General features: G+C 60.2%; 10 protein-coding genes and 3 pseudogenes. 2 read left to right on the top strand and 11 right to left on the bottom strand.

Annotation, left to right across the window (positions count from 1 at the left end; translation table 11 throughout):
* Nucleotides 1–638: 638 nt before the first annotated feature.
* The 4 genes from GSQ83_RS08980 to GSQ83_RS08965 all read right to left on the bottom strand — a co-directional run bounded on the left by GSQ83_RS08980 (nt 639) and on the right by GSQ83_RS08965 (nt 2,660).
* Complete coding sequence (locus tag GSQ83_RS08980; protein ID WP_158802555.1) at nt 639–776, bottom strand: hypothetical protein; 138 nt, start codon at nt 774–776, stop codon at nt 639–641.
* Between the two features lie 56 nt (nt 777–832).
* Entirely contained in the window at nt 833–1,168 is a 336-nt protein-coding gene (locus GSQ83_RS08975; protein ID WP_158802554.1) for a DUF4239 domain-containing protein, read from the bottom strand.
* A 745-nt stretch (nt 1,169–1,913) separates the two neighbouring features.
* Complete coding sequence (locus tag GSQ83_RS08970) at nt 1,914–2,204, bottom strand: hypothetical protein (protein ID WP_158802553.1); 291 nt, start codon at nt 2,202–2,204, stop codon at nt 1,914–1,916.
* A gap of 234 nt (nt 2,205–2,438) precedes the next feature.
* Nucleotides 2,439–2,660, bottom strand: coding sequence for a DUF2934 domain-containing protein (locus GSQ83_RS08965; protein WP_158802552.1), 222 nt, complete (start codon nt 2,658–2,660; stop codon nt 2,439–2,441).
* Between the two features lie 739 nt (nt 2,661–3,399).
* Between GSQ83_RS08965 and GSQ83_RS08960 the strand changes: the two genes are divergently transcribed.
* Nucleotides 3,400–3,831, top strand: a complete 432-nt coding sequence (locus GSQ83_RS08960; protein ID WP_158802558.1) for an ATP-binding protein — start codon at nt 3,400–3,402, stop codon at nt 3,829–3,831.
* 959 nt (nt 3,832–4,790) lie between these two features.
* Here the strand turns inward: GSQ83_RS08960 and GSQ83_RS08955 are convergent.
* The 6 genes and pseudogenes from GSQ83_RS08955 to GSQ83_RS08930 form a co-directional block, all read right to left on the bottom strand.
* A pseudogene (locus tag GSQ83_RS08955) lies at nt 4,791–5,850 on the bottom strand (IS3 family transposase); the annotation flags it as partial.
* Between the two features lie 29 nt (nt 5,851–5,879).
* Complete coding sequence (locus GSQ83_RS08950) at nt 5,880–6,059, bottom strand: hypothetical protein (protein WP_158802551.1); 180 nt, start codon at nt 6,057–6,059, stop codon at nt 5,880–5,882.
* Nucleotides 6,060–6,349: 290 nt separating this feature from the next.
* Nucleotides 6,350–7,180 (bottom strand): annotated as a pseudogene (locus GSQ83_RS08945) (IS1380 family transposase); the annotation flags it as partial.
* A complete protein-coding gene (locus GSQ83_RS08940) occupies nt 7,180–8,289 on the bottom strand; it encodes a tyrosine-type recombinase/integrase (protein ID WP_216850006.1) in 1,110 nt (369 codons plus the stop codon). The gene GSQ83_RS08940 and the pseudogene GSQ83_RS08945, both read right to left, overlap by 1 nt.
* Before the next feature lie 194 nt (nt 8,290–8,483).
* Nucleotides 8,484–8,963: pseudogene (locus GSQ83_RS08935) on the bottom strand (transposase); the annotation flags it as partial.
* Between the two features lie 382 nt (nt 8,964–9,345).
* A complete protein-coding gene (locus GSQ83_RS08930) occupies nt 9,346–10,377 on the bottom strand; it encodes an IS110 family transposase (protein ID WP_158802556.1) in 1,032 nt (343 codons plus the stop codon).
* A gap of 954 nt (nt 10,378–11,331) precedes the next feature.
* Between GSQ83_RS08930 and GSQ83_RS08925 the strand changes: the two genes are divergently transcribed.
* Nucleotides 11,332–11,715 carry a hypothetical protein gene (locus tag GSQ83_RS08925; protein WP_158802550.1) on the top strand — a complete coding sequence of 128 codons (384 nt, stop codon included), beginning with the start codon at nt 11,332–11,334 and terminating at the stop codon, nt 11,713–11,715.
* A 207-nt stretch (nt 11,716–11,922) separates the two neighbouring features.
* Here the strand turns inward: GSQ83_RS08925 and GSQ83_RS08920 are convergent, their stop codons facing one another.
* Nucleotides 11,923–12,423 carry a ferritin-like domain-containing protein gene (locus GSQ83_RS08920; protein ID WP_158802549.1) on the bottom strand — a complete coding sequence of 167 codons (501 nt, stop codon included), beginning with the start codon at nt 12,421–12,423 and terminating at the stop codon, nt 11,923–11,925.
* Between the last annotated feature and the right edge of the window lie 166 nt (nt 12,424–12,589).

Below are 12,589 nucleotides of genomic sequence, written 5' to 3'. Positions count from 1 at the left end.
GCTTCGTTCAATCAGGCTTCTGTTCACTCCCGCAGCATGGGGCGCCGCCGCGTTCTGCTGTGATGCGGGACTAAACAGAACCCTCATTCATTCCGATTTGATCCCGCCCAGGGTTCCGAGATGATCCCGCCCACCATCCCGGGATGATGCCGCCCGGGTTTGTGGGCGGGCGGGGCATTCGTTGGCTCGATAAGGTCGCTTCATTTTGGAGGGGCCGATGCCAACGGAGAGGATCGCGATGCGCCGAGTGCGCGAGATGTTGAGGTTGAGGCTAGACGCCGGCTTGGCGGCACGAGAAGTGGCCCGTCGGACCGGGGTGGCACCATCGACCCTGCGGGAGATGTTCCAACGGTTTCGGCGTTCTGGCCTGTCATGGCCGCTGCCGTTGGAGCTGAGCGAGCCTGATCTTGAGACCCGTCTCTACGGTCCAGCGGGCACGAAGCGGGGCCACCGGCGAAGGGTTGAGCCCGACTGGGCGGCAGTGAATCGCGAGTTGAAGCGCGTCCCATGCTTTGCTGCCCCCTTCCAGCACGCACAAAGAATCAGATCGCCGCCGCGTCGGGGAAGAACTTTCGAGTCGGATCGGTCGGTTTTTGCTCTAAATCCGCACCACCAAATCCCGGGACCAAACATCTGGTCTAGACTAGCACGCTCCCGGACGTTGCCTCTTTCAGCCGGTTGTTCTTCATCGCTTCAAGAAACAGTCGCCGCCGGTGCACGTGCGCGACGGCCAGGGTCAAATCGCTGGCCGAGACCGGCTCAGCGGCGATCGCCAAGCGGCGGGGCTCCCTGACCGGATTTCGAGATTCTCTCCTCGGCAATGAGGCTTCCGCTACGGAGACGAGCGGCGTTCGGCGCTGTAAATTAGGGGGATGTCGTCGATGTGAGACTGTGCAGTTCGCAGCGGCTCAGAAGACACGCGTATGCTGCCTTCGAATGGAAAGTCCAACATGTGGATGGTGAGCATGATGGCCACGAGAAAGGCCGCGAAGACACCCACCAGCAGCGACTGAACAACGCTATGTCCTACCCCGCTGAGGACGATGAAGATCGTCAACACGCTCGAAAATGCAATCAGAAGGCCCCACAGGAAGGCAGGCACATTTGTCTTGAGTTGGAACAAACGGAGCTGCCTTTGGTCCCGCACATCGCTGATCAACTGCAGCACGCTCTCTCGAGTGCTCGCGACAAAGGTGCTGGAGGGGGGGAATAGCTGCGGCCGTCTCGAAAAGGTGAGTGTAAGCGAGTGTTGTGGAGCGGCTGATCTCACGACGCTTCATTGCAGGCCACTCGTCACTGATTTCATTTGCTAGATAACTGGCCAGCGCCGACCGTATTTCCAGTCCCCACCCTTCGGGCAAATAAGCTGCACGATTCGCAGCGCTCACGAGATCGACGCTCTCCTTGTCCACTGCGTCATCCGCCGAATTGAACTGCTCCCAAACGTTGTTGAAAACGAACGCGAGAAGGACAGCAAATACGACTCCAAGCTGCAGGAACACCGCGATGCCGACCTCATGGTAACGCTTTCGAGATTCCGTCGCCATCCGCTTGGCAACGAGATAGCTAAGAAAGGCCGGAATGGCAAAGCACAGGATGATGATCAAGATCGCAGTGGAATATGTCACAGCGCCTCACATTAAACCTATAAAACCGAAACCTCAGGGCCGCAGGCGGCCATCAAGGAGGCCTTACCGGAGCATCTTGACCGTCCCCCGAGACGGCACATCTTCGCTTGATAAGCAGGTGTCGTCTCTTGCTCACCGCGGCCGGTGGTGTTGCATGCGATACAGTCCGGCGCTGGAAATCTCAACAAGCCGCGCGCCATCCGTTGCCGATCCATCGGCGGGTGTCGGCGACGGAGGCTGCGCTTGAGGTGTTGCCGGAGTAAGCGGCGAAGCTGAAGCATTGAACTAAAGTTTGGGGAACTCTTTCCTAACAGCCTTGAGAATATTCTCAATGGATTCCTCCAAATCGCGGACCGCAGCGTTGATCACATCGGCATCGTCTTCGATACTGATTCCTGGGATAGAAATGTTCTTGACGCTAGTCTCGGCGGCTAACCGAATCCTCTCAAGATTCTCAAAATTCAGAGGATGGCCTCGTTTGCTGGCCGCGATCAGATGTGCCGCATAGTGCTGAAGGCCGGTCTTGATGGCGGTTTCAATCAGAAGCGCAGATTGGAGCGCGTCTATTTTCACCATGCGATGGGGCTCCTCGTTTGCGCCGCCATGGTGCAATCAGCATCGAACAATAGCAACGTTTCCGGGCTCGGTACGCAAAACCTCGCGGAGCTGGGAAGTTTGAGCTGGGTCTCAAGTCGCTGTAAGCACCTAGGTGGCCTTATAACCTACCTCCGCCCTTGAGTTGCTTGACCTCCTCCCCCAGGGCCGACCGGGCTGGCATATTAACCCTCGCCCGGCCGATGCGGTAAGTCCTTAGTCCTGCTCGAAGTTCACAGTGCGATGCCAGTACTCGTCGCCCCGACCCTCGGGGCGCCCTTCTTGCTCCCAGAGCACATAGGCTCGCTCGCGAAGATGATGCTCGTGAGCCTGATGCCAGTATTCATCCGCCCGGCCCTCAGGACAGCCGTCCCTCTCCCACAAAAGGTAAGCGTGCTCCCGCACCCCTTGTTCTAGGCTCGGCTTGGTCTCAATCATCAGGTCTCTGTCGTCACCGTAAGGTTTGAGAGGGCCGCCTCTGCTTACGTGGATTCTGGTGTTGAGCTTATCGTAGTCCTCTGCCGGCACTAACCGAGCATGTGCTGCGGCTTGAGCGGCCTTTGCTTGAAAATTAGAGTCATCAACTTCGGCCTCTTCCCCCCCTATAGTTACAGGAAAAGTATGAAGGACCACAGCGTCATGTTTCAGCACGTCGACCAACTTCTCTGGCACCGAACTTTCCTAATTTTGATTGGAGACCGCTCCCGAGGGAGGGTCCACGCTTCCTATAGAGAGATCCGCTCGATCCGCTCAAGCTGAACCACCTCGCGAGCCAAAAAAGTGATCCAGGCTGAGCCGACTGATGAACCTAAAGGGGGGCCCCCGGCGCCTGAGCCAACCGAGGCAGCTTCGCGATCTCCTCGCCACTACTGTTCCACCTCGGTGACGACGCGCGTGCCGCGAGACTGCGTGGGCACCAACCTGCGTGCTAAAGTGACCGTTAACTCTGGGAGAGCTGCATCCTCGTCCAGGGTTAGGCCGGGCGGGCGCATCACCCTCGCCCGGCCGCTTGCGTTCGCTGCACGGTGCCATCATGCCGGCGACACCTAGCGGCAATTTCTTGAGGATTTCATGCGCTTCCGCAGTGTTGGCGGCGTTCATGATGAAAACAACGCCCAAGCCTTCGGCCTGGAAAAACCACTGGTCGATCGTACCAGCGAGGTAGTTCTCGGAACTCATCACGGACCTAGAGGCGGCCGGCCTCCAGCACAGCGAGTGGCTTGCCATGCTCCTCGATCGCGAAGTCGCTTATCGCCAGGACAAACGCATGGGCGCTCGCCTCCGGCACGCCAAGCTCCGCCATCAAGCGGCGCCCGAAGACATCGACTACCGCGCTCCACGCGGGCTTGACCGCCATTTGGTTCAAGAGCTGCTAAAAGGAAGCTGGCTCGAGGCTCATGAGAATTTAATTATCAGCGGGCCAACCGGGGTGGGGAAAAGTTGGCTGGGGTGCGCCATCGCTCACAAGGCCTGCCGGGACAACCGTTCCGTTCTCTATGTCCGTGCACCGAAGCTCTTCGACGATCAATCCAAAACAAAATTGTCGAAAGAGCCACCCCAACGTGGCGGGATCATCCCGGAACACATGGCGGCATACCGGAATGAATGAGGGTTCAATGAATGAGGGTTCTGTCTAGTCACGCATCACAGCAGAACGCCGCGGCGCCCCATGCAAGGCGAGGAGGAGGGCGATTGCGGGTCACCCCGAACTCTTCCGACACACCTTGTGCCAACCCATACCTCAGCCTGCTCTCTCGCTTTGATCTCGCTCTCAGCCGCAGCACATGCCTCCTGGTCGTCAATGCATTGGGCGTCAGACCCGCTCAAGATGCGCCCAGCACCAATCCGGTAATTGGCCATGCTCGCCTCCACACTTGTGCAGGGCGGGAGGCAATCGCCTCTCAGTCACCGACGCCCTGGGCCCGCGCCGGTGATGAGGCTGAGTAAAGGTAGAAGCTCGCGGTAGCGTGAGCCTCTTTTTTTAGGCCGCTCACAGCGACGCGCACTCCGCTATCGCTTTCGTGTTTTTGTCAATCCACTTCTCGCCCTTTGATAGGAACAGAGACTTACGCGTCGCTCGTTGCAAGTTTTGCTGGTCGAGGACGAGCCCATAACCGGGAAATGATTGTGGAGATCCTTAGAGACGAGGGTTTGAATGTCATTGGAGCCGCGACGGGCGACGAGGCGCTAAGCCTCCTTGGGAAGCAAACGATATCGATGTGCTCGTAACTGACGTCGGATGCCAGGTAAGATCGACGGCATCGACGTTGCCGTGCGTGCTCGGCAACTCCATCCTGGCATCGCGATCATCGTCGTCTCCGGGTATGCCCTCGATCTCTGGGAACGCCTCGGCAAGCTTGATCCGCCACCGGGATTCCTCAGGAAACCTTATCGAACCAAGGAAGTCCTGGAGGTGATGCGGCAGCTTACTCCGTAGTTGCTAGCGCCCGCCCCCTCACGCTGTTGTTCCTCGCAAGTATGCGGGAGACCTCGATGGAGAGCGCCTCTCTTTTCCGCATTGACCTGCCCCGTTTCTTCACCGGACGCTGCTCGTGTCAGGCCGACAGCGAACGCCGCCGGCGTCTGATAGCCCAGGCTCGAATGCGGACGCACGTTATTGAAATGCCGCCGCCACGTCTCGATCACAACCTTCGCCTCCGCTCGTGATCGGAACCACTCGAGGCTCAGGCATTCGTCGCGGAACTTGCCGTTGAAGCTTTCGCCGACACCATTCTGCCATGGCTTGCCAGGGTCGATCAACGCGGTGTGGATCCCTTGAGCGTCGATCCAACTCAGCAGCGCCCGAGAGACAAATTCCGGGCCATTATCGGAGCGCAGAAACGCCGGTGCACCGCGCTCGCTGACCAGTCCCGATAGCACTTCGATCACGCGGGCCGAACGGATGCGAGCACCGACATCGATCGCAAGCCCCTCCTTGGTAAACTCGTCGGTCACCGTCAGGCACTTCAGCCGTTGGCCGCTAGCGCAATGGTCGAACACGAAGTCGTAGCTCCAGACCTGGTTTCCGGCTGTCGGCGTCTGCGGCCGAGGTCGCGACGCTGCCACGCTTTGCGCCCCCGCTTACGCGGAACCTGCAGCTTTGCCAGCCGCCAGAGCCGATAGGCCCGTCCAGGGCTCATCGCATGACCGTCACGGCCGAGGAAAATCCGGATGCGTCGATAGCCATAACGCGGATATTGCGCCGACAGCGCCCGCATCTGCTCGACTACCTTCGCATCCCCGACCGTCTTGCAACCGCGATATCCAAGCGCCGATCGCGCCACCGAAAATAGCGTGCAGGCCCGCCGCGCCGAGAGACCACGCTCCCGGCCATAATCCACTTGCTTGCGGCGGACCGGCACGCTCACCAGTTTTTTGCCGCGACCTCTTTCATCACCTCAATCTCAAGATCGCGCTCGGCTAACAGCTTCTTTAGCCGCCCGTTCTCCGTCTTGAGCTGCCGAAGCCGGCGGATATCTTCCGACCGCAATTCCCCAAACCGCTTGCGCCACGTGTAGACCGTCTGCTCGCTGAGCCCGTGCCGCTTCGCCACATCCGCAACCGGATCACGATCCGCCTCGCGGATGATCCCAACCATCTGCTCGTCCGTGAACCTCACCTTCCGCATCGCTCCCCCTCCATACAGGAGCCAGTCTCTCACACTTCCGATAGTCCGAAATCTCGGGGGCAGGTCAGCATCGCCTCAAGGCTGCCTCGCTTAACAGCAAGCGCTTTCGTCAGGCGCTCAAGCCGGTGGTTGGCGCGGGGAAGTTCAGCGTGTTCCAAAGCTGCGATATCTCCGGCCAAAGTTTCAATCTGCAGCGCAGTCTTTTGCATGAGCTCGGCCCGTGTCACAACGGCCTCTGAGGTTCTGTGACTTCATCTCGGTGGCGGCGCACCTTCTGTTCCGCAACCTCTTCCGCCTTACGCAACCGTTCAAGCCAAGCTCGCCACCACTCGTTATCCATCTCTCTAGCCCGTCCTATTCAGCGGTAAGCGCTGATAAAGGCGGAAACGCGTAGGGCGCGGCTGCTCGACGCGCCTCTTTGTCGCTTGTTCAGAACGAAAATGGCAGGCGTTGAGGGTTGGGTGGGACATGACGGTTTCGGGGGCAAAGGCCCCGCGGGTCACGGCCCTGCTGGCAGGAACCCCCGCACCAGTCCGCTGAACAGATCGGCGTTGGGGCAGGCGGTGGCAAAGGCGATGCGCACCCTGGTCGCGGTCTCGGTGACACGGGCGGCAATCTTGATCAGGTGCAGCTGCAAGGTTTTGAACTGGGCGGTTGCGAGTGGCTGCGGTCTGGGAATGGCGTCACGGACGGTCAGCAACACCCAGTAGGCAGCGGTATGCAGCACCAGCCGCACCTGGTTGGCGAGCGGCGAGCGGCAACTCGTGCGGTCGGAGGCGAGTTCGGTCTTGTGCAACTTGATCAGATTCTCGGCCTGGCCGCGGGCACAGTACATCTTGTCATACAGCCATTCCGCGGTGCCCTTGGGCAGGTTCGTCACGACGTAGCGGATATCCAGTCCCTTGGTGGTGGCCTCGATGCGGGCCACCACGCGGCGCTCGCATTTCCACGATTTGGCGCCGTAGCGGGTCTCGCTGTAGCGGCGGACGGCAGCGGCTTGGGCCTCGGCACGGCACACTCGCACGTCGTCGGCGAAAGGTTCCATCAGCCGGTCGAGCACGGCGTTGCCGGACAGGCCGAAGATGTAGTCCAGGCCATGCGCCTCGCACCAGGCCATCACCTCGGGGCGGCCGTAGTGGCTATCGCCGCGAATTGTCAGACGGGTATCGGGCCAGTGCTGCCGGATGCGGCGAACCAGACGCCGCAGATGGCTGCGAATTTCGTCACCAGTCGGCGTCTTGCCCGGCCGCAGTAGGATCGCCACCGGCCGCGAGGTGGCCGTGTCGTACACGTGGATCGGCAGGAAGCACCGCTCGTTGTAATGTGCGTTTATGTGGAATACGGCTGCCAAGCAGAATACGATGGTTGTTGGGCAATCTGACGTGGCGTCGGCCCTGCCGGGGTTGGCGTGTTCGATAGAGCATCAAGCAACTTGCCCAGGGCCTGCTGGTCCTGCTCGACCGCGGCGCGCTCTCCGTCGGTGAGTGGGATGATCGCCAACCGGCGCTCGACGTCTGCCTTGGCCTCGAGCAGTTGCGCCTTGCTGCTTGGTTTTGGGATGTAGAAATCACAACGTGCGCAAGCCATTCGGTGCGGACACTGCTCGAAGAATGTATAGCTGCAGTAACCGTGACCGAGATCGTAGTGCTGCCAAGGCTCAGTGTAGGCCTTGGTCAATGTGTTCGGCGTAATCTGGGCATAGTGCTGTGTTGTTTCCGGGGAGCGATGGCCGAGCCAAGCCTGCAGTTCGAATAATGTCATCGGCTCCTTGGCATTGTAGAGCTGACTGGCGATGGTCGCACGGGCGCGGTGACTGGTGATACGACCGCGGACATCGGTTTGCGATACGCCGGCCTTGCGGCAGAGCATCGGAATGATCGTCGCGTTGATGTAGGTCCGGGCAACCGGAATGGCGCGACAGGCAAATAGAAGATCGGTCGCCTCACCGGTCTTGCGATCGATCATCGGCGGTTGCACCGGACGTATCGCCTGCCACGCTTCGATGCTGCGGCCAAGGAGAGGATCGACCGGCTTGGTGAATGCAGTACCCGTCTTGTGGACGGGGATATCGAGCAGGCACACTGGTGTAGCTGGGCTCGCACCGTCGCTCTGTTGCCAACGGACGCAACCGACGCGTAGGCGCATGATCTCGTCGCTGCGCTGGCCGGCGAACAGCCAAGTCAGCGTCAATGCTCGAACAAGCTCAAGGGGATAGGCGCGAATACCAGCGTCGGCGAGATCGCCCGCTTCCAGGTTCAGTCCTGCCCACAGGATCTTTGCCCAGGTGTCGTCGGCGATGACTCTCGGCTTGGGCCCAAGCATGGCTCGCACACTTCGCGGCGTCGCCAGGGCGGTCGCAGGGTCGAAGCGCCGTGTGCACCAGCCCCATTCCTGGCAATCGCGCAGCAGAGTGCGTGTTGCACTGATGTAGCTCGACATGGTGGTTGGCGCGAGACGCCGCCCGAGGCGGCCGACAAGACCGACGCGCCGCTGGACGAAATCGCCGATGCCAATGCGTACGACCCGGGCTACCCACGCGGCGCAGGTCTCGCGCGTCCAGTCCGCTGGGGTCGCGATGTTTGGCTGCTCGGACGTCAGCCACCGACCGGTCTTGGCAAGAACGCTTCGGTATCGTCGCAGGTATCGTCGATATCCAGAGTGACGGCGGCGGGTGGACGGGCGTAGCTGGAGCAGTACAGGTCGACCATGGCGTAGGTCATGCGCACCACCTCGCGCAGGGTGGGTGCGTTCTCCCAGCGCGAAACAGTCGGCTGCGAGCAGAGATCATCACCGCTGTCCGGCAGGCGCCCGCACGCAAGCTTGAACCCTGGGTCAGTGCGCAGATGATCGAGGTCGTCAGCGTCTTCGTAGCCGCAAGCGATGGCAAGGATGCGGGCGCGCAGGATGTCGTCGATGCTGTGCGTCACGAACAACGGATTGCGCGGATCGGGGATCAGTCGCGCGAGCCTATCCGCGATCCCCAACTGCCGCTCCACCGCGCCGAGCAGCATGACGCCGCCATCGGATGTGATGCGTCCACCATCGAAGGCGGCGGTCAGCTTCTTGCGACCGACGGCTGGAAAATGGAACGGCAAGGTCGTATCAACAGGCATGGCGGGTGTGGCTCGGCGCGTTCGCGTGGACAGGATGGCTTCGACACCCAATCCCTAAGCGCGATCAATTGCTTTACGCGACACCCGCCAGCGAATCCCCGGCATGCGCTGAATAAGACGGGCTTCTGTAACGGGCCTCCACGTGTCAATCCCTTTTTGAGCGTGATCCTGTCGCCGGTGTCTTGCTTCTGTCCGGGGTCGGCGCCATGGCCGCCACCTGATGGGGTCTGATGAGGACCGGCCGGCCAATCTAGGGGAGCGCGGTCAATGCCGAAGCGCCGCTTCCCGTCTTGCGGTCTGACCTGATCCATCGTCCCGGCGACGGGACCTGCTCCGGGCGACCGGTGCCTTGTAGCCGCCCGAACTCGCAATCTCTCCTCTGTTACGCTGCCGCAGCGGCCTTGCCGGCCACGAACGTCGTCCCGTCGACCAACATCCGGTGCAGGACGACGCCGAGCTTGCGCGCCAAAGCTACTTTAGCCTTGCGCATACCAGCGCGCTTTGCGACTCGCATAGCCCAACTCTTCAGCGAAGAGGCCTTCACCGGCCGAGTTAGGATAACGTTCGCGGCCTCATATAGTGCCGTTCGCACGCTTGCGTCTCCAATCTTAGAGATCCGTCCAGTGACGTCTGTCTCACCCGATTGGTATTTCTTTGGTGTTAGGCCAAAATGCGCTCCAGTTGCTTTTGACGACTTGAACCGGCCCGGGTTATCAATGGCCGCAACGTATGTCAGCGCCACCAACACGCCAACGCCGGGCGTTGTCATGAGGAGCCGGGCGCGGGCGTCATCTCGCGCCAACGAGACAAGCCGCTTCTGCAGCTTGCCTAATTGCTCGCCGAGGGTCCCGCGCGCGAGCAACAGAGCGTCGGCCACAGCCACCAGCGTCGGTTGCCCTTCTACCAATTCACGGATGCGACCCTCGAAGCTACGCGCCGTTGTGGCGCCAACCTTGAGACCAAAGCCGCGCAAGATGCCCCGCAAGCTCATCTCCACGTCATGCCGCTTGCCCTGCAGCAGCTTGCGGCCAGTCAAAATCGCGCGCAGCTCTTGAGCCGGCAGCGATTTGCAATGTACCGGCCGGAACCACCCCAGACGCATCAATTGCGCTATTCCACGGGCATCGTTGCGGTCGGTTTTTACCGGCATTGCCTTGAAAGCGTCGCGCACATGCCGGGTCTCAAGCAACTCCACCGTAAGCCCTGCTTTTTGCATCCCCGCATACAGCCACTGCGAGAGCGGACCGGCCTCCAGGCCGATCCGCGTCATCGGCACCTCCAGCCGGCCGAACCAAGTGATCAGTACCCCTGGCTCACTTGCCACCTTGGCCTCGCGAATAATCCGGCCGCTTGCGTCCACCACGCAGATACTTACGCTTTCCAACGAAACGTCGATTCCTGCATACTGTTCCATGGTCGTCCCCAATGATGCTTGGAGCAGGGCAAAACCTGACTCCGGTCCAATGACACCATCAATTTGAGGGACGACCACCCAATCTGCTAGATCAGGTCCCGAGCCGGCCCGTTACCCCATCTAGACGGATGGCCCGATCATGTTGCTTCTCCCAGGCTTGCTCGTTTGCGACGTGGAGGAACTGCACCTTTCCAAGGCGACGTTCCCACGGACCTTTCGCTAGAGGAAGCGACAGGTGTCACTGCTCGCCGTTCAGCCGTCGGATCAGGAACTTCCATAACGACCTCAGTTGCTACGTTGTCCTCTCGTAGTTCCAGGTAGATAGGATGGCGGACACGACCTTCACCTGACCAGGCGGTGAAGCCGACTTCGACGACTGGTTGCAGTTGCAGCTTCTGGAGAGTTCGCCGGGGTCAGACCAGTGCCTATTTTTCGGGACCCGCAGCGCCCCCGACAGGGGACGTTTTTTCTTCGTCTTCATCCTGGGCCGGTGCCTCAGCGACGGATGCGGCATCAGTTTCCGGAGCGGTTTTCTGCCCGGCGCTAAGCAAATTAGCTCCTATGCTCATGGAGGTCATTGCGGCGTTAGCCGCAGTCGTGGCGGCCATCATTGCAGTCCTCATCGCAACGGTGGTGGCGATGAGGGGTGCCATCGCGGCAGCCGTCATGGCCTCCGCGGGGGAGACTGCTGCGAGTTCAGGTCGCTTGAGGTCAACAGGCGCCTTCTTCACGGCAGCCCGGTTTTCGGTCCGTCGCGTCGCGTCTCGATCTTGGCCGGGCATAGACCTACCCCGCTTGCCTGTCATTTGCGACGGAGCGACGGACGTTCGACTTGTACTGTCGTCCGAAGCCCGCTTAACTGCCTTTCGTTCAACTCCTGGTCGTGAGCTAGCAGCAGCGCCAAGTGCCGTTCCTGCCGCGACGGCGGTCGCACGCGCGTTTGTCGATGTGCCTTTGGCACTGGTTTCTTTGACGTCGCCGGCTCTAGCTTTCCTAGCTGCAACCGGACCTGTCGATTTTCCGCCTGAGTTCCGGGTTCTTTTTCCTGTCGAGGAGCCGACGACCGTTCTCCCCGAACCTTTCGTCGCAGCTACTTTTTCGCGCGGGGGCGCAGCCAGTGTGCCGCGCTTCTTAGCCGCGATCGTCTTGTCAGGACCCGTTTTTTTTGATGATGGCGCATTGGATTGGCCGACCTTGGATCTCCTGGTGTTGGCGCGCCCCTTTGGTGATGCCCCAGACCCTGCCGCTTTCCGGCTGCTGGTACTGACCGTCGCCGGAGATCCCTTCTTTTTCTCGATAGCTTTTGCCCTTCCCGTCGTGCCACGCTTTGCATCCTGAGATTTTGATCGAGGCACCGCAGATTTTGCGCCCGGACCTCGCACCGGCGCAGCACTCTTTCTAGTTTTGGCTACTTCGGATCCCGGTGCCGCTCGGCCCAGACTCTTGGTTGCGGTGGGAGCACGGCCAGATGATTTTTTCGGCGTCCTTCGGTCGGCTGGGCTCTTAGACATCACGTGGCTCCACCAATATTACAGTTTCCGACTGCTAATGTTTAGCCGCCAGGGCCGCCAGCTTCTCACCTAGTTTGCTCGAGTATTCGTCGGCCTTGTAGATGTCTGAGACAATAGCCTTCAGCTTCTTGACGTCATCCTTCAGCCCGAGCGCACCGGCATAGGCGGAGGCCGAACCAAAACCAGTCAAACCATAGTGGGACATAGGCTGGTATTGGGCGATGATCACGATGTCGTGCAGATCACCATCTTCTGGCGCTTCCTTCTCGCCGTGCTTTAGAGCCTCTCTCGTCAGACCCTCCATGCCGAGGCAGTGCTCTTTCGCCACCTCGCCGCCGCTCGCCTCAAGCAATGACTTCAGAGTAGCGGTGTGACCCAAGATACCTGCAACTGATTTCTCAAGTAGCGCCTTGAGTTTGCCATCGTGGGTCTTTCCGCCCAAGACCTTGACGACCTTGACCATCTGATCATTCGCTGACCAAAGATCCTTCAGCTCGTCAATGTAGACTTCCTTTAGACTCTCGGATCCAGTCATTTGTCTCTCCGTTGACGCGTGGAGACGTCGACGTGGGTCTCCAGTTTCTCTGCGCAACCCGTGCCGTTGATTAGGGTCAGGACTCATTCTTTGAGATAGAAGGTGACACTGGCTGCGATGCAGATGGCGGAGAAGAAGGTGTGTGCGCAGCGGTCGTAGCGGGTGG

This window comes from Acidisoma sp. L85 (assembly GCF_009765865.1).
Lineage (GTDB): Bacteria > Pseudomonadota > Alphaproteobacteria > Acetobacterales > Acetobacteraceae > Acidisoma.
Note: the sequence above shows the minus strand (reverse complement) of the source record. Positions and strands in the feature narration are given on the sequence as shown.

Coding starts and splice junctions, on each gene's coding strand:
- GSQ83_RS08970 (WP_158802553.1), bottom strand. CDS start 2,204: ATGGTGAAAATAGACGCGCTCCAATCTGCGCTTCTGATTGAAACCGCC.
- GSQ83_RS08965 (WP_158802552.1), bottom strand. CDS start 2,660: ATGATTGAGACCAAGCCGAGCCTAGAACAAGGGGTGCGGGAGCACGCT.
- GSQ83_RS08950 (WP_158802551.1), bottom strand. CDS start 6,059: ATGCAAAAGACTGCGCTGCAGATTGAAACTTTGGCCGGAGATATCGCA.
- GSQ83_RS08940 (WP_216850006.1), bottom strand. CDS start 8,289: ATGTCGAGCTACATCAGTGCAACACGCACTCTGCTGCGCGATTGCCAG.
- GSQ83_RS08930 (WP_158802556.1), bottom strand. CDS start 10,377: ATGGAACAGTATGCAGGAATCGACGTTTCGTTGGAAAGCGTAAGTATC.
- GSQ83_RS08920 (WP_158802549.1), bottom strand. CDS start 12,423: ATGACTGGATCCGAGAGTCTAAAGGAAGTCTACATTGACGAGCTGAAG.